The sequence below is a fragment of the Streptomyces sp. NPDC043427 genome (assembly GCF_056436655.1).
This window is the reverse complement of record NZ_JBWKCC010000048.1, coordinates 1-25,695: the sequence shown is the minus strand read 5'-3', so window position 1 is coordinate 25,695 and position 25,695 is coordinate 1. Positions and strand designations below refer to the sequence as shown.

Here is a 25,695-nt window from a genome sequence, read left to right as displayed (position 1 = left end):
CCCTCCCCTGACAGCAGCGGCGCATCCGGCCCCGCACACCGTCCCCACCTCGCACCCCGTCCCCACCCCTGGCCCGCGCTCCCAGCGGGCGAGCCGCACACCGCCGCCCGAAGCCGCGCGGCCCAACCTCGGGAGGTTCCCCGACATGGCTGACACCCTCACCCACTCTCGACCTCACTCGAGCGGGGGGAGCCCCACCGTCCTCGTCATCGGCGGGGGCGCCTCCGGCAACGCCGTCACCATCCTGCTGCGCCGTGCCGGTGTCAGCGTGGACCTCATCGAGGCCAAGCCCGACTGGAACGCCACCACCGGCTCCGGTATCACCCTCCAGGGCAACGCACTGCGCGTCCTGCGCGAACTGGGCGTGTGGGAGCAGGTCAGCTCCTCCGGATTCGCCTTCGGCTCGCTGGGCATGACCGCCCTCGACGGCACCGTCCTCTTCGTGGCCGAGGACCTCCAGACCGGCGGCGACGACCTGCCGGCAACCCTCGGCATGCAGCGCCCGCGGCTCCAGCAGATCCTCATCGACGCGGTCCGCGCCTCGGGCGCCGACGTCCGCCTGGGCACCACCGTCGACACCCTGGAGCAGGACGCCGACGGCGTCTCGGTCCACTTCAGCGACGGCACCGAGGGCCGCTACGACCTGGTGATCGCCGCGGACGGCCTGAACTCCGCCACCCGCGCCGCGGTCGGCATCACCGACAGACCCGAGCCCACCGGCATGGCGATCTGGCGCATCGCGGCCCCACGGCCCGAGGGCGTGGACCGCACGGACCTGGCGTACGGCGGCCCGGCCTACATCGCGGGCTACTGCCCCACCAGCGAGAACACCATCTACGCGTACGTCGTCGAGGCCGGCCGCGACCGGGCCTCCATCGACCCGGCCACGTACGCGGACGAGATGCGGCGGCTCGCCCAGGCCTACGGCGGTTTCTGGCCCGAGATCACGAAACACATCGACGACCCGGCCAAGGTCAACTACACCTGGTTCCACCGCCACCTCGTGGAGGGCCCGTGGCACCGCGGCCGGGTCGTGCTGGTCGGAGACGCCGCCCACTGCTGCCCGCCGACCTTCGCCCAGGGCGCGGCGATGTCCCTGGAGGACGCCTCCGTCCTCGCCGAGTTGCTCACCACCCGAAGCGACTGGGACGACCGGCTCTTCACCGACTACCACGCACGGCGCCTGCCCCGCGTACGCATGGTCGTCGACGCCTCCGTCCAGCTCGGCCAGTGGCTGCTCGACGCGGTGCGCGACGCGGACGTGCCCGGACTGGTGGGCCGCACCATGAACGCGCTGAAGGAACGCCCGTGACGGAACACCTGCCGACACCGACGATCGACGTCCACGCCCACCTCCTGCTCCCGGAGGTGGATGAGGCCGTCGCCGGTCACCCCGGCCTCGCCGAGGCCCGGGGCCTCGACGCCCGCCGCAACGGGTCGGCGGCCCTGGCCGTGAACGGTCCCATGGTCGGCGCGCGCGTGCCGAAGCTGACGGACGTCACCGTGCGCCTCGCGGCCATGGACGCGGCCGGCGTGGACGTGCAGCTGGTGAGCCCCTCGCCGTCGCACTACCACTACTGGGCCGAGCCCCGGCTGGCCGAGCGGGTCTGCCGGCTGGCCAACGAGGGGACCGCAGCACACTGCGCCAAGGCCCCCGACCGGCTTCACGGCCTCGGGCTGGTCCCCCTCCAACACCCCGACCTCGCCGTCGCCCTGCTCGACCACGCACTGGACCAGGGCCTGAGGGGCGTGGAGCTGTCCTCGCACGCGCCGGGGCCGGGCGGGACACGAGCGGTGGAACTCTCCGACCCGCGGCTCACACCCTTCTGGGCACGCGCGGAGGAGGCCGGCGCCCTGGTCTTCCTGCACCCGTTCGGCTGCACGCTCGACGAGCGACTGGACCAGTGGTACCTGTCCAACACCGTCGGCCAGCCCACCGAGAACGCCGTCGCCCTCTCCCACCTGATCTTCTCCGGCGTCCTGGACCGCCATCCGGGCCTGAAGCTGATCGCGGCGCACGGCGGCGGCTACCTTCCCACCCACATCGGCCGCTCCGACCACGCCTGGCGCGCCCGCCCCGACGCCCGGGACTGTGCCCGTGAGCCGAGCAGCTACCTGAAGCAGCTGTACTTCGACTCCCTCGTCCACGACCCGCACGTCCTGCGGGAGTTGGTGCGCGCCGCGGGCGCGGACCGGGTCCTGCTCGGCTCCGACTTCCCCTTCGACATGGGCACCGACGACCCGCTGGGCGCGCTGCGCACCGCGGACCTGCCCGACCCCGACTTCCACGCCATCCGCGGCGAAAACGCCGCCGCGCTGCTCAACCTCGCCTGAGGAGGACCCCCTATGAGCAACCGCCTGCTCACCCACCTGCGGCACGTCGACCTCGCCGTGCCCGACTACGACAAGCAGCTCGACTTCTACGCCGGCGTCTGGGGCCTGACCAAGGTCGCCGAGGACTCCGGGATCTCCTTCCTCGCCGCCGAGGGCAGCCCCGAACAGTACGTCGTACGACTGCGCCAGGCCGACGAGAAGCGCCTCGACCTGGTCTCCTACGGGGCGGGCAGCCCGGCCGACGTCGACACGCTGGCCGAGCAACTCCTCTCGCAGGGCGTGCAGTTGATCTCCCAGCCGGGAAAGGTGGACACCCCCGGCGGTGGCTACGGCTTCCGCTTCTTCGACGTCGACGGCCGCACCATCGAGGTCTCCGCCGACGTCGAGGCCAGGCAGCACCGCAGGGTGGAGGAGAAGGAGTCGATCCCGGTCCGGCTGTCGCACGTGGTGCTCAACTCCCCGGACCTGAACAGGACGCGTGAGTGGTACGAGCGCCACCTCGGCTTCCGTCTCTCCGACACGCTGGGCTCGCCGCACATGGGCGAGGTCATGCACTTCATGCGGATCAGCAACCAGCACCACTCGATGGCCATCGCCAAGGGCCCGCACACCTCCCTGCACCACGTTTCCTTCGAGATGCGCGGCCTGGACGAGTACATGCGCGGCTCGGGCCGCGTGATGCGCTCCGGCGCCCGCAAGCTCTGGGGCCCGGGCCGGCACATGGCGGGCGACAACACCTTCACGTACTTCCTCGACCCGCACGGCAACACCGTCGAGTACACCACCGAGCTGGAGGAACTGGACGAGGACACCTGGCACCCCCACGTCTACGACTTCTCGGAGCCCGAGGTCACCGACCAGTGGGGCACCGCGAACCCGATGAACGAACTCATCGTCAAGGAGTCGTTCAACGACGTCGACCGCGGCGTGTTCGTCGCGCCGCCGGTCTGACCGCCCGGCCGGCAAGGTCCTCCAGCCCCCGGGGCGCGGTGATCCGCTGTCCTGCCGTGACTGCACTGCCCGCCCCCGGCTCCTCCGTGCCTGCCCGCCCCACGCCGACTGGACCCCTCCCATGCGCTTCGCCACTTACGAACACCGCGACCAACACCATGTGGCCGTCGTCGACAAGGACGGCATACTCCGCCCCCTGTCCGGTGTCCACTCCCTGACCGGACTGCTCACCGAGGCGGGCAGTATGCCGGAACTGCTCGACGCGGGCACCAGGATGCTCGACGCCCAGGCCGGTCCCCACGTCTCCGAAGTGCGGCTGCTGCCTCCGCTCCAGCCGCCCACCGTGCGGGACTTCGTCACCTTCGAGGAACACGTCGAGGGCGTACGGCGCTCCGTGGACGGGGCCGCCGGGGTGCCGGAGCGGTGGTACGCGGCGCCGACCTTCTACTTCACCAACCCCTACGCGGTGTACGGCCCGCACGACGACATCCCCGTGCCCCCGGGGTCGAGCCTGCTCGACTTCGAGCTCGAGGTCGCCGCCGTGATCGGCAAGGAGGGCCGCGACCTCACCCCCGAGCAGGCCCGCGACCACATCGTCGGCTACACCGTCTTCAACGACTGGACGGCCCGTGACCTGCAGTCCGCCGAGATGAAGGTCGGCCTCGGCCCCTGCAAGGGCAAGGACACCGCCACCACGCTGGGCCCCTACCTGGTCACCGCCGACGAGCTGGAGAAGTACCGGGACGCGGACGGCTTCCTGCGCCTGGCACTGACGGCGGAGGTCAACGGCGAGGTCGTGGGCAGGGACCTGCTGTCCAACATGAGCTGGACCTTCGAGGAGATGGTCGCCTACGCCTCGCGCGGCACCGTCGTCCGCCCCGGCGACGTCCTCGGTTCCGGCACCTGCGGCAACGGCGGCTGCCTCGCCGAACTGTGGGGCGTACGAGGCACGCAGGACCCGGCGCCGCTGAAGCCCGGCGACACGGTGACGCTCACCGTCGAGGGCATCGGATCCGTCGCCAACACCGTGGTGCCCGGCCCCGACCCGCTGCCGGTTCCCGTCGCCCGGCGCCGCCCCCGGGAGCGGCCGTGACCAACCTCCACCCCAAGAGGCTCGCCGGCAAGGTCGTCGTGGTCACGGGCGCGGCCGGCGGCCAGGGCGCCGCGGAGGCCGAGGCACTCACCCGCGAGGGCGCCCGGGTGATCGCCGCCGACGTGACGGAGGCACCCGGCTGCCGCCGCCTCGACGTCACCAGCGAGAAGGACTGGGCCGAGCTCGCCGCCGAACTGAACGAGGCGTACGGGCAGGTGCACGGCCTGGTCAACAACGCGGGCATCACCTGGCGCGCCCGGATCGACTCCGTGCGCCCCGAGGACATGGCCCGCGTCCACGCCGTCAACGTCACCGGGCCGCTCCTGGGCATCCAGCACCTGGTGCCGCTGATGCGCGCGGGCGCGTCGATCGTGAACGTCGGTTCGTCGGCGGCGCTGACCGCCCACTACCCGGTCGCGTACACGGCCAGCAAGTGGGCGCTGCGCGGCCTGTCAAGGACCGCCGCCATGGAACTGGGGTCTCGTGGCATCCGCGTGAACATCATCCACCCCGGATTCATCGAGACGGAGATGACCGCCTCCGCCGCTCCCGCGTTCCGCGAGGCGAACATCCGCGAGACCCCGCTCGGCCGCACCGCAACCGTCGACGAGATCACCCCGCTCGTCACCTTCCTCCTCTCCGACGAAGCGTCCTTCATCACCGGAGCCGAGATCCCCGTCGACGGCGGCCTCACCGCGCACGGCGGCGCCAAGCCGATCTCGGACGCCCTGCGCCCGGACGTCTGAACCAGCAGCAAGGCAACGACAGACACGACAGAAAGGCCCTCCCTCCATGGACAAGGTCTGTGCGAGCGCCGCGGAGGCGGTCGCCGACATCCCCGACGGGGCGTCGCTGGCCGTCGGCGGCTTCGGCCTCAGCGGCATCCCCGACGTACTCATCCAGGCCCTCCACGCCCAGGGCGCCACCGGCCTGAAGGTCGTGTCGAACAACTGCGGGGTGGACGGGCGCGGACTGGGCGTCCTGCTGACCGACGGCCGCATCGCCCGTGTCACGGGCAGTTACGTGGGCGAGAACAAGGAGTTCGCCCGCCAGTACCTGTCGGGCGAGCTGGAGGTGGAGCTGGTGCCGCAGGGCACGCTGGCCGAGCGGCTGCGCGCCGGTGGAGCGGGCGTCCCCGCCTTCTACACCCCTGCGGGGGTCGGCACCCAGGTCGCCCGCGGCGGACTACCCTGGCGGTACGCCGCCGACGGCATGGTCGCTGTGGCCTCCCCGCCCAAGGAGACCCGCGACTTCGCCGACCGGACGTACGTCCTGGAGCACGGCATCACCACCGACTTCGCCCTCGTACGGGCCTGGCGTGGCGACCGCCACGGCAACCTGGTCTTCCGCAAGTCCGCCGCCAACTTCAACCCGCTGGCCGCGATGGCCGGCCGCATCACCGTCGCCGAGGTGGAGGAACTCGTCGAGCCGGGCGCGCTGAGCCCGGACGAGGTCCATCTGCCGGGCATCTTCGTCCAGCGGATCGTGCCCCTCACTCCGGCCCAGGCCGCCGACAAACAGCCCGAGAAGAGGACCGTACGCGCATGAGCACCACCCTCGGCACGCAACTGGGCTGGACCCGCGACCAGATGGCCGCCCGCGCAGCCGCTGAACTCACCGACGGCTCCTACGTGAATCTCGGCATCGGCCTGCCCACCCTCATCCCCGGTCACCTCCCGCCGAACGTCCATGTCGTTCTCCACTCCGAGAACGGCATCCTCGGCACCGGCCCCTATCCCACCGAGGACCAGGTCGACCCCGACCTCATCAACGCCGGCAAGGAGACCGTCACCGTCCTGCCGGGAGCCTCCTTCTTCGACTCGGCCCTGTCCTTCGGCATGATCCGGGGCGGCCACATCGGCACCGCCGTGCTCGGCGCCATGCAGGTGTCGGAGAACGGCGACCTCGCCAACTGGATGATCCCCGGAAAGATGGTCAAGGGCATGGGCGGCGCGATGGACCTCGTCCACGGTGCCCGCCGCGTCATCGTCCTCATGGAACACACCGCCAAGGACGGCACCCCGAAGATCGTCAAGGAGTGCACTCTCCCTCTCACCGGCGAGCGGTGCGTCCACCGCATCATCACCGACCTCGGCGTCCTGGACGTCACGCCCGAGGGCCTCGTTCTCGTGGAATGCGGGCCGGGTGTGACCGCCGAGAACATCGCGGCCCGTACCGACGCCCCGCTGATCCTCACGCCCCTCTGATCGGGAAGCAAAGGACCATGGACGCGTCGGGCGGGCAGGGACCGTGGTCCCTGCCCGCCCGATGTTCTCGTCCTTTTCCCCGGTGCTGTCACGTTGGCTGAGCGGGTGGGATGATCTCCGGGTTGATCATGGTGGAGGGGGATCGTCCGTGGGGAGCGCGTCGCCGCAGTACATAGGGCACCGGTACCCGGTCGAGGTGATCTCCCACTGCGTGTGGCTGTACTTCCGGTTCCCCCTCAGCTTCCGTGAGGTCGAGGAGTTGATGCTCCAGCGCGGCGTGATCGTCTCCTACGAGACCATCCGCCGCTGTGCATGAAGTTCGCGCAGCAGTACGCCAATTCGCTGCGCCGCCGCCAGCCCCGGCCTGGTGACAAGTGGCACCTGGACGAGGTCTTCATCAAGACCAACGGCGAGCAGAAGTACCTCTGGCGGGCTGTCGACCAGGACGGCATGGTGCTGGACATCCTGGTGCAGAACCGGCGGGACAAGACCGTGGCGAAGCGATTCTTCCGCCGACTCCTCAAGACGGCAGGCGTGGTGCCGCGGGTGGTCGTCACGGACAAGCTGCGCTCCTACGGCGCCGCTCACCGCGAGGTCATGCCCTGCGTCGAGCACCGGCAGTCGAAATACCTGAACAACCGGGCCGAGAACAGCCACCAGCCCACTAGACAGCGCGAACGCGCGATGAAGGGCTTCCGGAGCACCGGCGCAGCCCAGCGGTTCCTGTCCGCGTTCAGCGGTATCTCGCCCCACTTCCGGCCCCGCCGCCATCTGATGCCCGCACACGACTACCGCGCCGAGATGACCGTCCGCTTCGCGATCTGGGAGCAGATCACCGGCGTCGCCGGCCTCGCCACCGCGGCCTGAGCACAGCCCGGAACCGGGCTCCACCACGCCGCGACGCACCATCAGACACCTTCCCACCCAACAACGTGACAGCGCCATCCAGAGGATGGATAGGCAAGATCCACCAGTTGAATGGCGCAGGGGGTAGGCGCCAGGGAGCAACATGCCCCATAGTCGTGCAAGTCCTGGCGCCCCTCTCATTCCTCCGGGCGTTTCCCTTCAGTGCACTGGCGCTCTGCGGTGTGGCACGGCCACGGCAGCAGCCTGCCGCGTGCCCTGTCACCGCCCGCTATGGAGGCCTTACGTGCCCGATTTCACCTCCCCACCCGTTCCCGTCGGCGGTTTCGCCGTCCGGAGCACCGAGCCCGTGCCCGAATCCGGGGGCAGTCTGCGCCTGACGCTCCTGATGAGCGGGAGTTGTCTGCCGGTCATCGGGGCGGTGCTGCTCGCTCCCGTGCTGCCGAAGCTGCAGGAGCTGTTCAGGACGGTGCCGGACGCGGACGCAGTTGTCCCGTTGATCCTCACGATCCCCGCGCTCACGCTCGCCCTGGTCGCCCCCTTCGCGGGTGTCCTGCTCGACCGCCTGGGACGCAAGATTCCGCTGGTCGTCGCGACCGTCCTGTACGCGCTGTTCGGCACCGCTCCTCTGTGGCTGGACTCGCTCGGCGCCATCGTGGCCAGCCGTGCCCTCCTCGGTGTCGCCGAGGCCTTCATCATGACCTCCTGCACGACACTGATCGGCGACTACTACGCGGGCCGGGCACGCGACCGCTACCTGGCCCTGCAGACGGTGTGCGCCACCATTGCCGCCACCGCCTTCTTCATACTCGGCGGCGCGATGGGCGCCTCGGACTGGCGCGCCCCGTTCCAGCTCTACGCCGTCGGGCTGCTCCTCGCCCCCGCGATGGCCGCATTCCTGTCCAAGCCCGGGCCGGGCGCCCCCATGGACGAGGCACTCACCGTCGGGCATCGGCCCTCCTCGGCCGGCCGGCTGGCCGGCATCTGCCTGCTCTCGGTGTTCGGTGGCATCGTCTTCTACGCCGTCCCGGCCGAAACGGCATACCTGATGAACGGCCTGGGCATACAGTCCAGCGCCCTCATCGGCATGATCACCGCAATCGCCAGCGCCGCCACGGTCATCGGCTCCGTCATCTTCGCCTCGACAACCGGCCGGCCGGAGCGCAGGCTGGCCGCGATCTTCGCCCTGTGCGCAGCAGGGTTCGTGCTGATCAGCCTGGCCCACAACGTGGCCGTTCTGATCTTCGGCACCTTCCTGAACTGCATCGGCACCGGCTTTCTGCTGCCCACGCTGCTCACCTGGGCCATGTCAAAGCTGGAATACCGCAACCGCGGCCGGGGCACCGGACTGTGGATCGCGTCGTTCTTCCTCGGGCAGTTCCTCTGCCCGCTCTCCCTGCTCGCCCTCGAGTCCGCCACCGGCCACCTCACGACGGCCGTCGGCGCCCTCGGCCTCGCCTCCGCGCTCGTGGCGGCCGGACTGCTGCCCCTCCTCCTCCGGAAGACGAGCCCGCAGGGGACCCTGCAAGCGTGAGCCGGGCCGGGCCATCCGCTTCCCGGCCCTCGCCGCAGCTCTCGGCGCCCTGTACGCCGCCCAGGCCTGAGAGGTCGTTTTCAGGAACCGAGTGCGCCCAGGCGCACGCCGCCAGCATGCGGAAGCACAGACGCAGAACGGGGCGTCTTGGGATGAGACAGGTGCAAGCCGTACTGCGCCCCAGGCGCCGCACCATGCAGTGCAGCGGCCACATCCGCTCCACCTGCCCCAATGGGCTGACCGACCCGCACCAAGAAACGCAGGAGAAAAGCGCGCACCAAGCGAGAAAACGACCTCTTAAGGTACTGGGGAGCAAAGGTGAACGCTGGATCGGCGACGTGCGCGGCGAAACTCGCCAAGATCTTGCGGCCCTGGCTCGGAGGGTGGATCAGCACCGCCTCCAGCGCCACCGCCAGATGGGCCCGGGAGTACTCCGTCGCCGGCACGTACAGCTCCCCGAGCGGGCGCAGGGACGGATGGGCGCACAAGTGCCGGTCCTCACGCAACCGCTCCAGCTGCATTTTCTGCGTGAAGTCGATCAGTGCCAGCTTCTCGGCAACGTCCAGGATGGTCCACTCGACGCCGAGCATGATGTCCACCGCGTCGGCCTGTCCGGGCTGCTGGGCACGCTCGACGCCGTCGACCAGGCCGCGGGCGTCGGCCTCGCCCTCCTCCTTGAGGACCTGCACCTTGTGGATCAGATCGGCGCACACCGCGGTCCAGGTCAGCACGATCGCCGCACGGGCGGCGCCGGAGGCGTAGCAGCGGTGCGCCTCCTGCACCAGCGGCCGGACATCCGGGTTGAACACCCGGGTGACACGCTCTTCCAGATCGAGCATCAACTCTCCTCGGTACATCACGATGACCAGTCCGCCCGGCGGCCCCGGCAACACCGTACGAGGTGCCGGGGCGAACAAGTTGGGCCCCGTACGGCTGGGTTGATGGCGAGTGTGTCGAGCATCGAGACACGGAATCTGACTCGGACGCCCCGTCGGGCACGTCGACTGAGGCATAGGCAGCGGACAGCCGCTCGCCCCAGACGCCTTATCCGCGGCTGCGGGCCTTGCTGAGGGCTCTCAGTGACGCTCCGCAGGAGGTGGACGACGAGCGCGATCTCCGCTTCGTGCTGCAGGGGGCCGGACGGCCTGCAGCACCTGCTCTTGGACGAGATCCCTCTGCCCGCAACGACTCCGGCCCCCTACCGGCGGAGGTCACCGGCATCACCAAGACCTGACACCCCACGGACCACAGTGCAGCGGGAGCGTTTCACGAGCAGTCCGCTGCCTGTCGTCAATGCCTCACGGCCCTCCCCGCCAGGCCGAACGCCAGTGGTCACCGGAGCGCCGCGGTGCTGTCATGGGTAGGAAAGACGGCGTGGACGAGCCAGCAGGGGCCAGCGCGCCGCGCGTCGTCCGCCCGGGCGGTCCGACCGCGGCCGCCCCGTCGCAAAGCGGAGGAGGCCGATGCCATGCTGCACCGCCGCACGGTCGGTGACGTGATGACCGAGGAGGTCCTCACCCTCCGCCCCGACACGCCGTTCCAGGAGGTCGCCGCCCTGCTGGACGCGAACGACATCGTCGCGGCGCCGGTTGTCGACGCCGACGGCGCCCCCGTCGGCGTCGTGTCCGCCGCCGACGTGCTGCGACACGAGACCGGCATGCCTGATCCGCAGGGTCAGGACGGGAACGACGAGCGCGCCTGGGGCAAGGCCCGGGCCCGGACCGCGGGCGCGCTCATGAGCAGCCCCGTCTTCACCGCCCGCGCCGACTGGACGATCCCCCGTGCCGCACGGGAACTCCGCAAGCGGCACGTCAAGCAGCTGCCGGTGGTCGGAGACGACGGGCTCCTCACCGGTATCGTCACCCGCAGCGACCTGCTCGACGCCTTCATCCGCTCCGACGTCGAGATCCGCAGCGAGATCGAGCAGGACGTCCTGGGGCGCATCCTCGGCCTGGACGAGGGCACCGTCGCGGTCGAGGTCCGGGACGGTGTCGTCACCCTGCGCGGTCACGTCCCGGAACCGCGTCTCGTCCCAGTGATCGTGGGCCTCTGCCAAGGCGTCGACGGTGTCGTCGCCGTAGACGCCCACCTCGCCGCCACCCGGACGGACTAGGTGTTCTGCCCCGGGAGTCCGGCCGCTCCCGGTACCAGGCGCAAATGACGACCTGGGCCTGCGGATCACCGACCGGGCGCTGAGCGCGCTCACCCCTGGCTGCCTTCCGCCGGGATCCGACGCCTGCGGAAAGGCCCTAGGGGATCTCGATCGGTCACCCTGTCGCTTCGTCGCGTACAACCGCGGCGATGTCATTGGGATCAGTACTGGGCTCACCGCGGTCGGCGCTATCAAGGCGCGGTTACAGCGGGAGTTGTATGCCGAGTTCCTGCATGGCCCGGGAGGGCGGCCCGCCTTCGGAGCGTTCGGTTTTGTAACCCTTGACACAGGGTTCGAGGGTGCGGGGGTCGACGGCTTCGGCGGGGCGCTCCTGGCGTACAGGCCGTCGGGGTCGCTGTCGCGGTCGTGGGGCAGGAGCCAGAAGACGCGGCGGCGGAAGGTGCCGGAGGCGCGGGAGGCCTTGGCGTCGGGGCTGAGGATGGCGTAGCCGACCATGCGCCCGTCGCGGTGGTAGGGGGGTCAGCGGAAAGGGAATGCGATACAGCTTTGGCAGACGATCTACTTCACAGTCTCCAGTCCACGACCAGCGCGAGCACCCCCGGAATACCGTCACACCAGCCTTTTGATCAGCGACTTCAAGTTGGCGGAGGCTCGGTCATCCGCATGCCGTGCACAGCCATCGCGGCGTGCGGGCGGGTGACGCCGGACGCGACGTGCAGCCCGCCCTGGGCTGCGAGCGTCCCACCACCGATGCCGACCAGGGTTCGCTCCCGCCCGCCCAGCAGGAACGCGGCCGCGAAGAGGGGCACGGCTCCGGCGAACTGCACCCACACGGGCGGAGCCGCGCCTGTGGCCAGCGCATGACCTCCGGCGGCGAGCAGCACGCATAGCACAGCGAACACCGCCGCGCGCAGGCTCCGTACCTCCACGGACACACTCACGTCCGCCGATGCTGCCATGCGACCAGAGGACCTTTCGCCTCGCCTACGGCATTCGCCCACCGCCCGCCGGGCCGATCCGTCATGAGGGACGCCTCCGTCATCGGAGTCGGCCGTGCTCACCGAGGGCAGGTACTACCTGCGCCGAGGTCTGCTCCCTCTGCCTGAGCACCGGCAGGGTTGGCGGCCACGTGCTGCCGGTGGCACCCGGTGCCTGACGCCCCAGCACGCCGAGCAGAGACCGAAGGGCTCCCGCAGTCACGTCCTTGCGGGAGCCCTTCGTCGTGCCAGGAGGGCGAATGAGCACGGTGATCGCCACGATGTAGTAGAGGCAGCCGCGGAACGCGTCGGAGAGGTCGCCCGGCACCGGGCGTCGCCGAGCGCTTTGTGGAAGACGAGGCCGATGAGGGCCACGCCGACGCCGTTGCCGACCGGCAGCCCAGTGGTCAGCACGCCGGAGGCGGAGCCGGCGTGGTGCGCCGGCTCCGGCGTGAGTCGTACCTGTCAGGCCAGTCGGTCGACATGGCTTGCGGGCGGCCTCGGCAGGACGTTGCGGCGGGCCAACAAGGGCCTGTCAACTGGTCGGACGCAACGAGAGGTTGTAGTAGCGGATCTCCTCGTACTCCTCGAGTCCCTCGCTGCTGCCCTCGCGTCCGAGGCCGGACTGCTTGACCCCGCCGAACGGTGCGGCCGCGTTCGAGGGGACGCCCTGGTTGATGCCGACCAGGCCGGTGGCCAGTTGGTCGGCCACGTTGAAGGCGCGGTCGAGGTTCTCGGTGAAGACGTAGCCCGCCAGGCCGTGCTCGGTGTCGTTGGCGCGGGAAATGGCCTCGTCCTGGTGGGAGAAGCGCTGGATGGCGGCGATGGGACCGAAGATCTCGGTGCGGGCGAGGTCGGCGTCAGCCGGTACGTGGTCCAGGAGCGTCGGTTCGAAGAACGTGCCGGGGTGGCTGGGAGCCGAGCCGCCGGTGCGGAGGTGTGCGCCGCGGCGGGTCGCGTCCTCGACCAGGCCGGCGAGTCGGGTCACGGCGCTGTGGTCGATGACGGGGCCGAGGCCCACGCCGGGGGCGAGTCCGTGGCCGACTTCCATGACGGTCAGCCGGTCGGTCAGGGCGTCGACGAAGTCGTCGGCGATGCCGTCCTGGACGAAGATGCGGTTGGCGGCGATGCAGGACTGGCCGCCGTTGCGCATCTTGGCGGCGAACGCCCCGTCGACGGCCCGCTCCAGGTCGGCGTCGTCGAAGACCAGCAGCGGGGCGTTGCCGCCCAGTTCCATGGAGCTCTTCAGTACGTTGTCCGCGGCGAGACGCAGCAGGACCTTGCCGACCGCGGTCGAGCCGGTGAACGACACCTTGCGCACCCGCGGATCGGTCAGCACCGCGGTGCTGAAGGCGGGGGCGTCGGTGGTGGTGACGACCTGGACCAGGTCTTCGGGGACACCGGCTGCGACCGCGAGTTGGACGGCGAAGATGGTGGTCAGGGGGGTCTGGGGCGCGGGTTTGATGACCACGGGGCAACCGGCGGCGAGCGCCGGGGCTATCTTGCGGGTGGCCATGGCGAGCGGGAAGTTCCACGGGGTGATGAGGACCGACAGCCCCACCGGTGCACGCCGGGTGAACAGACGGGCCCCGCCGGTGGGAGCGTCGCGGAGGTTTCCGGCCGGGCGCACCGCTTCCTCGGCGTACCAGCGGACGAAGTCGGCGCCGTAGGAGAGTTCGGCGCGGGCCTCGGCGAGCGGCTTGCCCATCTCGCGGGTGATGAGCAGGGCGATGATCTCGGCGTTGCTCATGATCAGGTCGTACCAGGCGCGCAGGATGTCGGCGCGGTGCCGGGTGGTGGTGGCGGCCCAGGACCGGCCTGCCTCGTCGGCGCGGGCGACCGCGTCGAGGGCTCGCTGGACATCGAAGTCGGGTACCTGGGCGATCGTGTGGCCGGTGGCCGGATCGTGGACGTCGAAGGTGCGGCTCACGCCCGGCACGGCGAGATTGAGGTTGGCCAGAACCTTGTCGGAGCCGGCCAGGGCGGTCGGATCGGCGTCGGGGAGGGTGCGCATGGTGGTCACTTGGCTTCCTGGTCGGCGATGACGGTGTCGATGGCGGCCACGAGCTGCCGGATCTCGTCATCGGTGGTGATGAACGGCGGGCTGACCTGCACGGTGTTGCCGCGCAGCGGACGAGTGACGAAACCGTGCTCGACCAGTTCGTCGGTGACCGCTTCGGCGCTGAGTCCGTCCGTGAGCGTGATGCCGCCCAGGAAACCTGCGACACGCGTCTCCACGACCGCTGCCCGGGCCGTGAGGCCGTTCAGTTCGCGGGCGAGCAGTTGCTCCAGCTCGGTCACCCGGGGCAGCAGCTTGTCCTCTTCGAGGAGGTCGAGGTTGCGCAGGGCGACGGCGGAGGCGGTCGCGTGCCCGGCGTAGGTGGCGCCGTGGCGGAAGACAGGGGTGTCGGAGGAGTCGCGGTAGAACGGCTGCCAGATGCGGGGTGCGACCAGCACGCCGCCCAACTGGGCGTATCCGGACGTGACGCCCTTGGCGAAGGTGATCAGGTCGGGACGCAGGCCGTAGCGCTCGGAGGCGAACATGTGGCCGGTACGGCCGAACCCGGTGATGACCTCGTCGACGATCAGGAGGATGTCGTACTCGCGGCAGATGCGCTGCAAGCCCTCCAGGTAGCCGGGGGCGGGCGGGTTGACGCCGCCGGTGCCCTGGATGGGCTCGGCCACGATCGCCGCGATGTTCTCCGGGCCGATGTCGCGCACCGTGCGCTCGACCGCCTCGATGTCATGGGTCGACACGCGCGCGGTCTCGGGTACCAGGGACTCGGTGCCGTAGCCGACGCGGTTGAAGTCGAGGCCCGCGATGCTGGTTCCGTAGGCGTGCAGGCCGTGGTAGGCGAACTCGCGGCTGAGGATCACCGTCTTGTCGGTGCGTCCCTCGCGCTGCCAGTGGCGGCGGGCGAGCTTGCAGGCGACGTCGATGGCGTCGGAACCGCCACTGTTGAGGATGACCTTGGGGTCGTCGATGGGCGAGAGCGTGGCCAGTCGCTCGGCGAGTTCGACGGCTCGGTCGTTCAGGTAGCGGCCGAAGATGTGGTAGGTCTCCAGCCGCCGCATCTGCTCGTAGGCGGCCTCGGCGAGTTCGGGGCGGGAGTGGCCGACGTTCGCGTGCCACAGGCCGGCGGTGCCGTCGAACAGACGGCGGCCGTCCGTGGTGAAGACGTAGCTTCCTTCGGCGCGGTCGACGGTCAGCTGGCGTCCCAGGACGGACGGGATGTGGGCCTGGGCACTCCAGAGGGCGGGACCGGTCAGGACGGGCGGGTTCTCGTGGGACATGACTGTTTCCCTGGGGTGTGGAGTTACTGGGCGGTGTAGCCGCCGTCGACGGGAAGGGTGATGCCGGTGATGTAGTCGGCGCTGGGCGAGGCCAGGAACGCGATGGCGTTCGCGACGTCCTGCGGGGTGGCCGGCCTGCCGAGCGGAATGCCGTCGGCCACCTTGCGGGCAACGGTCTCGGGGTCCTCGTGGGAGGCGAGCCATGCCTCGTAGAGCGGCGTGCGGGTCATGCCGGGTGCTACGGCGTTGACGCGGATGTCGTACGGCGCGAGTTCCACCGCCGCCGCTGCCGTCAGGGCCTTCATCGCGCCCTTGCTGGCGCTGTAGACACCCATCGTGGGAACGCCGGCTGTGGCCAGCCGGGAGGTGACGTTGATGATGCTGCCGCCCGACTGCCGCATGGCGCGCCCTGCCGCCTGGAGGACGGCGATCGCGGCGAAGGTGTTGATCTCGAACGTGGCGCGGATCTCGGCGGCCGGGACGTTCAGCAGTTCTCCGGTGTGGTCGGCTGCCGCGTTGTTCACCACCACGTCCACCCTGCCGAACCGGTCGACGGCGTGTTCAAGGAGGCGGTCGGGTTCGCCGTCCCGGGTGAGGTCTGCCGGGGCGAAACAGGCGCTGTCGGAGCCCAGTTCACGCGCCAGGGCCTCACCTCGTTCGCCGCAACGGCCGCTGAGGAGCACGGCGAACCCGTCCTGGTGGAGTCGCCGGGCGGCTTCGGCGCCTATCCCTGAGGTGGCTCCCGTGACGAGAGCCACCCGGGACGGCGTCGGTACCTGGCTCGTCATCGACGTGCGACGGCCTTCTGCACGTACCGCACGACCACGTACGTGGCGAGGATGACGGCCAGACTGAGGACGCTGAGGTAGAGCTGCGAGCGGGCGTCCGGAACCAGCAGCATGGAGCTCAGCACGACCAGGATGCCCGCGAGAGTGATCCAGCTCAGGTACGGGTAGCCCCACATGCGCAGCTTGAGCAGCTCGGGGGCCTCCCGCTCCAGCCGGCGCCGCATGCGCAGTTGTGATCCGGCGATGATCGCGTAGACGAACAGGCCCACGGCCCCTGCGGAGTTGATGATGAAATCGAAGACGGTGTCCGGCGCGACGTAGCTCATGGCGACGGTGACGTAGCCGGCGGACGTGCAGGCCAGAATGGCCTTCCAGGGCGTTCCCTTGCGGTTGCGGTCGGCGACCCACCTCGGCGCCCAGTTGTGGCGCTGGAGTGCGAACAGCATCCTGGAGGCCGTGTAGAGGCCGGAGTTGAGGACCGACAGCACGGACGTGAGCACGACGACGCTGATGACAGTGGACGCCGCAGGAATGCCCATCTTGCCGAAGGCGGCCGCATACGGGCTGGTCTGGGTCGGGACCTGGTCCCACGGGGTGATCATCACCAGCAGGGTCACCGAGCCGACGTAGAAGATGATCACACGCCAGACCGTCGAGGAGGTCGCCTTGACCACGGACTTCACCGGGTCCGCGGACTCCGCCGCGGCGATGGTCACGATCTCCGTGCCGACGTAGGCGAAGATCACCATGACGATGCCGTGCAGGATCGCCGACAGGCCGTGGGGGGCGAAGCTGCCGTGGGTGACGTTGCCGACCGACAGCGTCGACCCCGGCCAGACTCCCAGGGCGAAGAGGGTGCCGGCGAGGAGGAAGACGACGATCGTGACGATCTTGACCGAAGCCAGCCAGAACTCGGTTTCGCCGAACGAGCGGGTGGACACGAGGTTCGAGGCGGTGAGAAGGGTCATCAGGACCAGAGAGAAGACCCACTGGGGTACGTCTGGGATCCACAGCATGAGCAGTTTGGCGCCGGCCACCGCCTCGAACGCCACGACGCCCACCCAGAAGTACCAGTACAGCCAGCCGATGGTGTAGCCGGCCCAGCCGCCGAGCGAGGCGCGGGCGTATTCCATGAACGACCCGAGGGTGGGCGAGGCGGTGGCCATCTCCCCCAGCATCCGCATGACGAGGATGACCAGGAGGCCGCCGAGGGCGTAGGAGAGGATGCTCGCCGGACCCACGGTGTGGATGACGGCTCCGCTGCCGACGAAGAGGCTGGCACCGACGATGCCGCCGAGGGCGATCATTCGGACGTGCCGTTGTCTGAGCGGTCCTGGCGCGTCGGACTGGAGGCGCTCTGTGGTGACTTCGGGAGTTGTCTGCACTGTTCTGAGCCTTTCTGCGGCGTCGTTGCCGGTGGTCGCATGCGACAACGGGGGCCGTGTGCGCGCCAGGCGATTCGCGGGTCGGAAGTGGGCGCAGAGCGCCTGGCATCGCGGTAGCTGCGGCGGGGCAGGGCCTGCGGCGTCGGGCGACGACGCGGAGACGCTGTCCCAGGGCAAAGTCGGGCTGTGCGACCGTCGGCGTGGAACTGTAGAACAGTTCTACTGTTGAGCGCCAGAGGTCCAGCTCGGTACGATGGCGCCATGACGGCACTCGACGGGTTTGTGGCCCGCAGGACAACGACCGCACAGCAGATCGCGGACGGACTTTCGCAGCGGATTCTCGCGGGCGCCTTCCGCCCCGGTGAGCGCCTGCGCGAGAGTGCGATCGCCGCCGAACTCGGCATCGCACGCAACACGGTCCGCGAGGCGGTCCGCCTGCTCGAGCACGGCGGTCTGGTCCGGTTCGAGATGAACCGCGGGGCCATGATCATCTCTCCGACACCGGAGACGGTCGCGGAGCTCTACACCGCTCGTCAGCGCTTGGAGACGGCCGCGCTGGCGACACCCCTCTCCGCTGACCAGCTCGCGGTCGTGGAGGAGTCCTACTCCCGCCTCGAGACGGCGACCACATCACACGAGCGTGCCGACATCGTGGCCGCGGACCTGGCCTTTCACGCGGCGATCGTGGCAGCCCTCGGCAGTAGCCGCATCGACGCGTTCTACGCGGGACTGACCCGGGAACTGCGCTTCTATCTCATGGCCCTGTCCGCGTACGAGCGGGAGTACGAGAACCCTCGCAAGGTGGTCAGCGAGCACGAGCCGCTCATGGAAGCGGTTCGGGCAGGCGATGCCCGGCGTGCACAGCGCGAGGCGAGTCACCACATCGAGACGAACGCCGAAAGGGTGCAGCGAATCCTGGCCGCCCACAACGACGGCTGACGCCGTACCCCGTACACACCGTGACGGTGGTGGACGTCGAGCGCCCCGGCGCGCGACGAAGACCGAACCGTTCCAGGACGAAACGATTCTGCGTCTTGGGACCCTCTTGGCGAAATGGAAACGATTTTCATATACGCTCCCGTCGATGCCTCCTTGATCGCCATCGTCGGAAGACAAGAACGCGAACCATGAGAACACCCCGCCGCCGACTGATAGCCGGCTTGCTCCTCGCTCCCCTCCTCACCGGCTGTTTCGCCTCCCGTGAGGACGACTCGTCGTCCTCCGCCTCGTCGGGCTCCGCGGCGGGAGCCCGGCTGCGCGTGGCGCTGGCCTTCGCACCGACCCAGGACTACTCCCCCTACGGCCAGGACGCCTTCATCATGTCCAGGCTGGGTGTCTCGGAGGGCCTGACCGAGCTGGACGCCAACGGCACCGCGGTCCCCGCGCTCGCCGAGTCGTGGAGCAGCGACAAGGACGACAGGAGCTGGGTGTTCACGCTGCGGCACGCCACGTTCCAGGACGGCACCGAGGTCACCGCCGAGGCCGTCGCCTCCGCCCTCACCCACGCCGCCCGGGCCGAGCCGGCGCCCACCGCCCTGACCGGCGTGAAACTGACCGCCGAGGCCGAGGGCGAGGACCGGGTGCGGGTCGACACCGGTACGGCCGACCCCGTGCTCCCGCTGCGGCTGTCGAACCCGAGCCTGGCGGTGTTCTCCCCGAAGGCGTACGAGAAGAATGGCGCCGTGAACCCGGTCGGCACCGCCACCGGCCCCTTCGAGATCACGAAGATCACCGGTGACACGGCGGCCACCCTGAACCGCTTCGACGACTACTGGGATGGCCTCGCCCAGTCGCCCGGCGTCGACGTCCAGTTCATCGCCGACGGCACCGCCCGCGCCAACGCCCTGCGCACCGGCCAGGTGGACATCGCCCAGGCGATCCCCGTCTCGCAGATCGCCTCCCTGGACAAGGACACCGTCCACGAGACGGACACCGCCCGCGACACCAGCCTGTACCTGAACACCAAGTCCGGCCCCTTCTCCGACCCCGGACTGCGGGCCGCCGCGCGCGAGGCCATCGGTACCTCCGTCATCGCCAAGCAGGTGTACGAGGGGTACGCCGAACCCGCCAAGGGCCTCTTCGGACCTGCGCTGCCCTGGACGTCCGGCAAGCGCGTCGCACCCACCGCACGGGCCAAGGCCACCAAGCCCGACGGCAGGCCCATCACCATCGCCACCTACTCCACCCGGCCCGAGCTGCCCGAGGTGACACAGGTGCTGCAACAGGATCTGGAGAAGGCCGGGTTCAAGGTGAAACTGGTGGTCCGCAGCGACTCGCAGGTCGAAAGCGACATGCTGGCCGGGAAGTACGACGCCGCCGTGACCTCCCGCAACATGATGCTCGACACGGGCGACCCCGTCTCCGTACTCGCCAGCGACTTCACCTGCAAGGGCACCTACAACCTGTCGCAGCTGTGCGACAAGAACGTCGACCGGCTCGTCGCCGCCGCCCAGGCACAGCCCGACACCGGCAGGCGACAGGACGCCGCCATGAAGGCCGAGGCGGCGATCCTCGGCACCGACGCGGTGATCCCCCTCGTCCATGCCAAGGCCGTCCTGGGCATCGCCAAGTCGGTGCAGGGCGCGCTGTTCAGCTGGGACGAGCGTCAGTACGTGGGAACAGGAACCCGGCGCTGAACGGCACCTGCGGCCGCTCCGGCGGCCCCTCCGCTCTGTCCGCCGTCCTGCGCGCTCTCGCGCGGGGCGGCGGCCCCACGCTGCTGTGGCGGGCCGCGCTCACCGCCGCCCTGGTGTGCGCGATCGGCCTGCTGCCGTGGCTGTCGCGCACCGACCCCGCGCTGACCGTGCTCAAGGCCCGCTCCGCAGAGCGCGATCCCACCCCCGGGGCACTGCGGGCCATACGCGATCAACTCGGCCTCAGCGACGGCCCGTTGCCACTGCTCGGGCACTGGCTGGGCGGACTGCTGCACGGGGACGCGGGCCGCTCCTGGGTCTCCGGCAGCGAGGTGCTGCCCTCCGCCGTGCAGGCCCTCGGTGTCTCCCTGATGCTGATGGCCGGGGCTGTCGCGGTCGCCGTGTGCACGGCCGCCACGGTATGCGCCCGCACCCTGTGGCTGGGCTCCAGACGCCGGCTCCGCACCAGGCGTCCGGGCGGCACCGGATCGGCGGTGCTGGCCGCACTGCCGGAGTTCCTTGCCGCCTCGGTGCTGGCCTCGGTCATCGGCGTGCAGCTCGGCTGGCTGCCCGCCCTCGGCTGGTACGGCCCCCAGTGGATGGTCCTGCCCTCCCTCGCACTCGGTCTGCCCGCCGGGGCGGTCCTCGGGCGGCTCCTGGACGACCTGTTGCCCGGCGCGTTCGCCGAACCGTGGGCGCTGGCCGCCGCCGCCCGCGGCGTCCCGCCCTCGTCCGTGGCCCGCAAGGCGCTGCGGCGGTGCGTGCCCGGGCTGCTTCCCAACCTGGGCCTGTTCGTGGTGGGGCTGACCGGCGGAGCCGTCGCCGTGGAGCAGATCTTCGACATCCCCGGCCTCGGCCAACTCACGCTGCGCGCAGCCCTCGCCCAGGACCTGCCCGTCCTGCAGACCGGCACGCTGACCCTGGTTCTGCTCGCCGCGGTCGCCAGTGCCCTGGCGCGACTCACCGCCCGGCTGCTCATCGGGCCCGCGCTGCGCGACGGCGCCCTGCATTCCCTGCATCCGCCCGCACCGCCGGCGCGCAGCACCCTTCCCCTGCTGTACGGGGCACTGCTGGCCGCCGTCATCGCCCTCGGCCTGCCACGCGACCCGCTCGCGCTGGACCCCGGCGCCCGGCTCCGAGCCCCCTCCCCCGCGCATCCATTCGGCACCGACGCGCTCGGCCGCGACATCCTGGCCCGCGTCGCCCACGGCGCGCTCACCACCCTCGGCATCGCCCTGGCCGTCAGCGCCGCCGCCCTCGTCACCGGCATCCTGCTGGGCCTGCTCCCCCGCCTGTGCGGGCCCGTGGCCGACACCATCAACGCCGTACCACCCGTCCTGGCCGGACTCCTCGTGACCGGCCTCGCGGGCAGCGGCTCATGGACCCCGGCCATCGCCGTGGCCGTCGGCGCCTGGACCCCTCTGGCCACCCACACCTCCGCCCTCTTCCAGCAGGAACGCGCCACCACCCATCTCACCGCCACCCGCGCCCTCGGCGCCACGGAGTGGTACCTGCTCACCCGGGAGTTGCTCCCGGCCGTCCTGCCGCCCGTCGTCCGCCACGCCCTGCTCCGACTGCCAGGCATCGCCCTGAACCTGGCCGCGCTCAGCTTCCTCGGCCTCGGTGCCCAGCCCCCCTCCCCCGAATGGGGCCTGCTGCTCGCCGAGAACCAGCCGTACGCCGAACGGGCCCCCTGGGCGGTCCTCGCCCCGGCCGCCGTCCTCACCCTCCTCGGGGCGCTCGCGGTCACGGCGGCCGGCGGAGTACGCCTCCCCCGGCTCAGGCGACGGGCGTCGTCCCGCCCGGCAGCGCCCACGGACCGCCCCCGTGGGGCAGCGCAGACGGTGCCCCAGCCACCGCGTACTCCCGTACTCACACCACCCGGAAGCTGACGGACACCCCTATGACCGAGCTCATCTCCCGTGTCCGGACCCGCCGAACCGTCCGGTCCACGAAGCCTTCACGCGAGCGGACCTTCAAGCACCTGTCACCGCTCCTGCGGCTGCTGCTCCTGACCCAGCTCACCTTCAACATCGGTTTCTACGCCGTCCTGCCGTTCCTGGCCGAGCACCTCGGCACCGCGCTCGGCATGGCGGGGTGGATGGTCGGCTTCGTCCTGGGCCTGCGGACCTTCAGCCAGCAGGGTCTCTTCGTGGTCGGCGGCGCACTCGTCGACCGCTACGGCGTACGCCCGATCGTGCTGACCGGCTGCGTGCTGCGGGTCGCCGGGTTCGCCTGGCTGGGGTACGCGGAGCAGACCTGGACGGTGATCGGCGCGGTGCTCCTCATCGGCTTCGCCGCCGCACTGTTCTCCCCGGCGGTGGAGTCCGAGGTGGCCCGGCAGGCGGTGCTCTGGGAGGAGGAGGGCCACGGTTCACGCACCCGGGTGCTGGCTCTGCTGAGCGCGGCCGGACAGGCCGGTGCCTTCGTCGGCCCGCTGCTCGGCGGCCTGCTGCTCGCCGTGGACTTCCGCACCACCTGCCTCGCCGGAGCCGCCGTCTTCGTCCTCGTCCTGGCAGGTCACGCCAGGCTGATGCCGCAGCACATCCCCGGCCGAGTCCGCACCCGGAAACGGGGCGGGGCCCGCGCACTCCTGCGCAACCGCCGCTTCCTCGCCGTGTGCTGCGCCTACGGCACATACCTGCTCGCCTACAACCAGCTCTACCTCGCCCTGCCGGACGAGGTGCAGCGCGCGACCGGCTCCCAGGCAGACCTGTCCTGGCTGTTCGCGCTTTCCTCCGTGCTGGTCGTCTGCGCCCAACTGCCCATCACGCGCTGGGCAGGTGACCGGCTCGGCCTTCGCCGCTCAATGATCGTCGGGCTGCTGCTCATCGCGGCCGGTTTCGGGATCGTGGCCGCTGTCCGGCCCGCCGGTTGGACTGGCATCGCGGGACTGCTGCCCGCCGCCGGGTACGTCGTCCTGCTCACGCTCGGCCAGATGCTGGTCGTTCCGGCCGCCCGCGCCTGGGTGCCCGACCTCGCCGAGGACGGGCGGCTCGGCCTCTACACCGGCGCCCTGTCCTCCGTCTCCGGCTTGATCGTCCTCGTCGGCAGCTCTGCCACCGGCTCCCTACTCGACCTGGGACTCCCGCCCGCCGTACCCTGGCTCGTCCTCGCCGGCGTACAGATTCTCGGCATGGCCCTGCTGCCTCGCCGCCCGGAGCGGACGGAACAAGTCGCTCAGACCAAGCGGACCAGACCGGCCGGGAGCTCCAACCCAGCATGCTGAGGTGCCGGCGCAGCCTGTGCGGTAGTGACCGTGCTTAGTACTCCAGCCGGACCTCTGTATTTGTCCTGGTCAACGGCTTGGCGGTGGGGAGTGTAGCGGGGTTTCGGCATGGGCGGGACGGTCTTGGGCCGGCTGTCCCACCAACGTGTGCCCGCGCCGCATGCAGTGACGGGGCGACGAGCAGCTCCTTGTCGTGATGCACGACGTACCGACGAACGCCTGGGACCTGGAACTCGAAGAACTCTTCCTGTGAACCGGAGCCCGCTTTTGCCGTGTGGAGGCCCGGCAGTGGATGCGGGACTACGTCCGCGGACTGCTCGGCCCGGTAGGCCGAAAGAACAGCTGGCAACTCGCCGAGTACGCCGGTCATACCATCCCACACGGCCTGCAGCACCTGCTCTCCCACAGCCGGTGGGACGCCGACGGCCTGCGCGACGACCTGCAGACCTACGTGGCCGAACAACTCGGCCAGACAGGCGGCGTGTTGAACCTCGACGACACCGGCTCCGTGAAGAAAGGCATCACCTCCGCAGGCGTGCATCGCCAGTACTCCGGCACCGCCGGACGGACAGAGAATGCCAGATCGGCGTCTTCGCCGCCTATGCCACCACCCGCGGCCACGCCCTGGTCGACCGCGAGCTCTACCTGCCCAAGTCCTGGACAGGCGACCGGGAACGCTGCCAAGCCGCCCGCATCCCCGACGAGCGCACCTTCGCCACCAAAGGCGACCTCGCCCGCGACATGATCCTGCGCGCCCTGGCCTCACCGCTTCCCATCGCCTGGGTCACCGCGGATTCCGCCTACGGACAGGACTCGCACTTCCGGCGCTTCCTGGAAGACGCGCAGCTCTCCTACGTCGTTGCCGTGCCCAAGTCGCAGCAGGTCCATGGCCCGCGCATCGACCATCTCATCGCCCAGGCCCCGCCCGAGGCATGGCAGCGTCTGTCAGCGGGGCCGGGAGCCAAGGGCGAACGGTTTTACGACTGGGCCGCCGCCCGTCTGCCCGCCGTGGCCGAGTTTGACGGCGATGAGCCGACCCGGCAGCGATGGATGCTGGCCCGCCGCAGCATCAGCAAGCCCGACGAACTCGCCTATTACCTCGCCTGCGCTCCGCTGGACGCCAGCGTCGCCGACCTGGTCCGGGTCGCCGGACGCCGGTGGAAGATCGAGGAGTGCTTCCAGAGCGCGAAGAACGAATGCGGCCTGGACCAGTACGAGGTCCGCCGCTGCGTGGGCTGGTACCGGCACATCACCCTCGCCATGCTCGCCCACGCCTTCCTCGCGGTGATGGCCGTCCAGGAGCGCGAAAAAGGGGTGTCGAGGCCGACACACCCGACCTCGTGGACCTCACACCAGCCGAAATCCGTCGTCTGCTGGCAGCTCACCCCCGCCGCCATCCTGCACGCCGCGTTACCACGCGATGAACTGGTCCCGATGGCGGCGTCGCCACCAAGCACGTGCCCGACGCTGTCACTACATGCGGCGCGGGCACACGTTGGTGGGACAGCCGGCCCAAGACCGTCCCGCCCATGCCGAAACCCCGCTACACTCCCCACCGCCAAGCCGTTGACCAGGACAAATACAGAAGTCCGGCTGGAGTATTAGTGAGCGTTTGGTTCTCTGATCTCTGTTTCATTCGGCTTAGCTGTCACGCCAGTTGGGTGTGGTCTCGTGGGTGAGGCGGCGGGTCATGAGGTTGATGGCGGCGAGTTGGATCATGGCGGCTGATCGGTGGGGGTGGGTTTCGTAGTCGCGGGCCAGGCGTCTGTGGTGCATGAGCCAGCCGAGGGTGCGTTCGATGACCCAGCGGCGGGGTTGGACGTGGAAGCCGCGGGTGGTGGGGTCGCGTTGGACGATTTCGAGGTCGATGCCGAGGTGGGCGGCGTGTTCGACGGCTTTGGTCTTGTAGCCGTTGTCGGCCCAGGCTTTGGTGATGGTGGGGTGGCGCTCGCGGATTTTGGTCAGGAGCTGGGTGCCGGCGGCGGAGTCGTGGACGCTGGCGGCGGTGACTGCGACGGCCAGCAGGAGGCCGAGTGTGTCGGTGACGATGTGCCGCTTGCGTCCGATGATTTTCTTGGCGGGGTCGATGCCTTGGCTGGTCAGGTGGACGGTGGCGGAGGTTTTGATGCTCTGGCTGTCGATCAGGCAGGCGCTGGGCTCGCTGGTGCGGCCTTCGGCCTGGCGGACTTTGCCGCTTAAGACGTCATCTCATTTGGTGAGTCTGCGGTAGCAGATCAGGGTGCAGGCGATGCTGGTGAAGGCGAGGAAGTGGTCGGCCTTGCGTTCGTAGCGG

General features: G+C 70.1%; 19 protein-coding genes and 4 pseudogenes. 15 read left to right on the top strand and 8 right to left on the bottom strand.

All coding sequences use genetic code 11. The features are described 5' to 3' along the window. Positions 1–145: 145 nt before the first annotated feature. The 9 genes and pseudogenes from AC067M_RS43675 to AC067M_RS43635 all read left to right on the top strand — a co-directional run bounded on the left by AC067M_RS43675 (position 146) and on the right by AC067M_RS43635 (position 8,983). On the top strand, positions 146–1,312 hold the full coding sequence (locus tag AC067M_RS43675; protein WP_478702563.1) for an FAD-dependent oxidoreductase: 1,167 nt from the start codon (positions 146–148) through the stop codon (positions 1,310–1,312). Further along, a complete protein-coding gene (locus AC067M_RS43670) occupies positions 1,309–2,334 on the top strand; it encodes an amidohydrolase family protein (protein ID WP_478702562.1) in 1,026 nt (341 codons plus the stop codon). Before AC067M_RS43675 ends, AC067M_RS43670 begins: the two co-directional genes overlap by 4 nt. A gap of 12 nt (positions 2,335–2,346) precedes the next feature. Beyond that, positions 2,347–3,285 (top strand): VOC family protein, encoded by a 939-nt coding sequence (locus AC067M_RS43665; protein WP_392042150.1) that lies wholly within the window; start codon positions 2,347–2,349, stop codon positions 3,283–3,285. A gap of 121 nt (positions 3,286–3,406) precedes the next feature. Further along, positions 3,407–4,378 carry a fumarylacetoacetate hydrolase family protein gene (locus AC067M_RS43660; protein WP_478702561.1) on the top strand — a complete coding sequence of 324 codons (972 nt, stop codon included), beginning with the start codon at positions 3,407–3,409 and terminating at the stop codon, positions 4,376–4,378. Continuing rightward, positions 4,375–5,124, top strand: coding sequence for an SDR family NAD(P)-dependent oxidoreductase (locus AC067M_RS43655; RefSeq protein ID WP_478702560.1), 750 nt, complete (start codon positions 4,375–4,377; stop codon positions 5,122–5,124). The genes AC067M_RS43660 and AC067M_RS43655 overlap by 4 nt, the downstream gene beginning before the upstream one ends. 46 nt (positions 5,125–5,170) lie before the next feature. Continuing rightward, positions 5,171–5,926 (top strand): CoA transferase subunit A, encoded by a 756-nt coding sequence (locus tag AC067M_RS43650; protein WP_478702559.1) that lies wholly within the window; start codon positions 5,171–5,173, stop codon positions 5,924–5,926. A gap of 20 nt (positions 5,927–5,946) precedes the next feature. Continuing rightward, the gene (locus tag AC067M_RS43645; RefSeq protein WP_478702586.1) at positions 5,947–6,585 is read left to right on the top strand and encodes a CoA transferase subunit B; all 639 of its coding nucleotides are present in this window, start codon (positions 5,947–5,949) and stop codon (positions 6,583–6,585) included. 148 nt (positions 6,586–6,733) lie between these two features. Then, positions 6,734–7,452 (top strand): annotated as a pseudogene (locus AC067M_RS43640) (IS6 family transposase). Positions 7,453–7,735: 283 nt separating this feature from the next. Beyond that, complete coding sequence (locus AC067M_RS43635) at positions 7,736–8,983, top strand: MFS transporter (protein WP_478702558.1); 1,248 nt, start codon at positions 7,736–7,738, stop codon at positions 8,981–8,983. Between the two features lie 80 nt (positions 8,984–9,063). Here the strand turns inward: AC067M_RS43635 and AC067M_RS43630 are convergent, their stop codons facing one another. After that, complete coding sequence (locus AC067M_RS43630; protein WP_478702557.1) at positions 9,064–9,822, bottom strand: hypothetical protein; 759 nt, start codon at positions 9,820–9,822, stop codon at positions 9,064–9,066. Between the two features lie 629 nt (positions 9,823–10,451). Between AC067M_RS43630 and AC067M_RS43625 the strand changes: the two genes are divergently transcribed. Then, positions 10,452–11,096, top strand: a complete 645-nt coding sequence (locus tag AC067M_RS43625) for a CBS domain-containing protein (RefSeq protein WP_478702556.1) — start codon at positions 10,452–10,454, stop codon at positions 11,094–11,096. Positions 11,097–11,337: 241 nt separating this feature from the next. Here AC067M_RS43625 and AC067M_RS43620 read toward each other — a convergent pair. The 6 genes and pseudogenes from AC067M_RS43620 to AC067M_RS43595 form a co-directional block, all read right to left on the bottom strand. Then, positions 11,338–11,603 (bottom strand): annotated as a pseudogene (locus tag AC067M_RS43620) (DUF6009 family protein); the annotation flags it as partial. Positions 11,604–11,731: 128 nt separating this feature from the next. Next, on the bottom strand, positions 11,732–12,055 hold the full coding sequence (locus AC067M_RS43615) for a hypothetical protein (protein WP_478702555.1): 324 nt from the start codon (positions 12,053–12,055) through the stop codon (positions 11,732–11,734). 553 nt (positions 12,056–12,608) lie between these two features. Beyond that, a complete protein-coding gene (locus AC067M_RS43610) occupies positions 12,609–14,087 on the bottom strand; it encodes an NAD-dependent succinate-semialdehyde dehydrogenase (protein ID WP_478702585.1) in 1,479 nt (492 codons plus the stop codon). 5 nt (positions 14,088–14,092) lie between these two features. Next, entirely contained in the window at positions 14,093–15,367 is a 1,275-nt protein-coding gene (locus AC067M_RS43605) for an aminotransferase family protein (protein ID WP_478702554.1), read from the bottom strand. Between the two features lie 23 nt (positions 15,368–15,390). After that, positions 15,391–16,155: an SDR family NAD(P)-dependent oxidoreductase gene (locus tag AC067M_RS43600; RefSeq protein ID WP_478702553.1), complete on the bottom strand. Its 765-nt coding sequence runs from the start codon at positions 16,153–16,155 to the stop codon at positions 15,391–15,393. After that, the gene (locus AC067M_RS43595; protein ID WP_478702552.1) at positions 16,152–17,540 is read right to left on the bottom strand and encodes an amino acid permease; all 1,389 of its coding nucleotides are present in this window, start codon (positions 17,538–17,540) and stop codon (positions 16,152–16,154) included. Before AC067M_RS43595 ends, AC067M_RS43600 begins: the two co-directional genes overlap by 4 nt. 261 nt (positions 17,541–17,801) lie before the next feature. Here AC067M_RS43595 and AC067M_RS43590 point away from each other — a divergent pair, with 261 nt between their 5' ends. From AC067M_RS43590 to AC067M_RS43570, 5 genes and pseudogenes are all read left to right on the top strand, one after another. Beyond that, positions 17,802–18,479: a GntR family transcriptional regulator gene (locus tag AC067M_RS43590; protein WP_478702551.1), complete on the top strand. Its 678-nt coding sequence runs from the start codon at positions 17,802–17,804 to the stop codon at positions 18,477–18,479. A 188-nt stretch (positions 18,480–18,667) separates the two neighbouring features. Next, the gene (locus AC067M_RS43585) at positions 18,668–20,176 is read left to right on the top strand and encodes an ABC transporter substrate-binding protein (RefSeq protein WP_478702550.1); all 1,509 of its coding nucleotides are present in this window, start codon (positions 18,668–18,670) and stop codon (positions 20,174–20,176) included. Between the two features lie 113 nt (positions 20,177–20,289). Beyond that, positions 20,290–22,065: an ABC transporter permease subunit gene (locus tag AC067M_RS43580; protein WP_478702549.1), complete on the top strand. Its 1,776-nt coding sequence runs from the start codon at positions 20,290–20,292 to the stop codon at positions 22,063–22,065. 11 nt (positions 22,066–22,076) lie between these two features. Next, entirely contained in the window at positions 22,077–23,402 is a 1,326-nt protein-coding gene (locus tag AC067M_RS43575) for an MDR family MFS transporter (protein ID WP_478702548.1), read from the top strand. Between the two features lie 292 nt (positions 23,403–23,694). Further along, positions 23,695–25,007 (top strand): annotated as a pseudogene (locus tag AC067M_RS43570) (IS701 family transposase). Between the two features lie 36 nt (positions 25,008–25,043). Here the strand turns inward: AC067M_RS43570 and AC067M_RS43565 are convergent. Next, positions 25,044–25,589: pseudogene (locus AC067M_RS43565) on the bottom strand (IS5 family transposase); the annotation flags it as partial. Positions 25,590–25,695: the final 106 nt, after the last annotated feature.

Coding starts and splice junctions, on each gene's coding strand:
- AC067M_RS43675 (WP_478702563.1), top strand. CDS start 146: ATGGCTGACACCCTCACCCACTCTCGACCTCACTCGAGCGGGGGGAGC.
- AC067M_RS43665 (WP_392042150.1), top strand. CDS start 2,347: ATGAGCAACCGCCTGCTCACCCACCTGCGGCACGTCGACCTCGCCGTG.
- AC067M_RS43660 (WP_478702561.1), top strand. CDS start 3,407: ATGCGCTTCGCCACTTACGAACACCGCGACCAACACCATGTGGCCGTC.
- AC067M_RS43650 (WP_478702559.1), top strand. CDS start 5,171: ATGGACAAGGTCTGTGCGAGCGCCGCGGAGGCGGTCGCCGACATCCCC.
- AC067M_RS43630 (WP_478702557.1), bottom strand. CDS start 9,822: ATGCTCGATCTGGAAGAGCGTGTCACCCGGGTGTTCAACCCGGATGTC.
- AC067M_RS43625 (WP_478702556.1), top strand. CDS start 10,452: ATGCTGCACCGCCGCACGGTCGGTGACGTGATGACCGAGGAGGTCCTC.
- AC067M_RS43615 (WP_478702555.1), bottom strand. CDS start 12,055: ATGGCAGCATCGGCGGACGTGAGTGTGTCCGTGGAGGTACGGAGCCTG.
- AC067M_RS43610 (WP_478702585.1), bottom strand. CDS start 14,087: ATGCGCACCCTCCCCGACGCCGATCCGACCGCCCTGGCCGGCTCCGAC.
- AC067M_RS43605 (WP_478702554.1), bottom strand. CDS start 15,367: ATGTCCCACGAGAACCCGCCCGTCCTGACCGGTCCCGCCCTCTGGAGT.
- AC067M_RS43600 (WP_478702553.1), bottom strand. CDS start 16,155: ATGACGAGCCAGGTACCGACGCCGTCCCGGGTGGCTCTCGTCACGGGA.
- AC067M_RS43590 (WP_478702551.1), top strand. CDS start 17,802: ATGACGGCACTCGACGGGTTTGTGGCCCGCAGGACAACGACCGCACAG.
- AC067M_RS43585 (WP_478702550.1), top strand. CDS start 18,668: ATGAGAACACCCCGCCGCCGACTGATAGCCGGCTTGCTCCTCGCTCCC.
- AC067M_RS43575 (WP_478702548.1), top strand. CDS start 22,077: ATGACCGAGCTCATCTCCCGTGTCCGGACCCGCCGAACCGTCCGGTCC.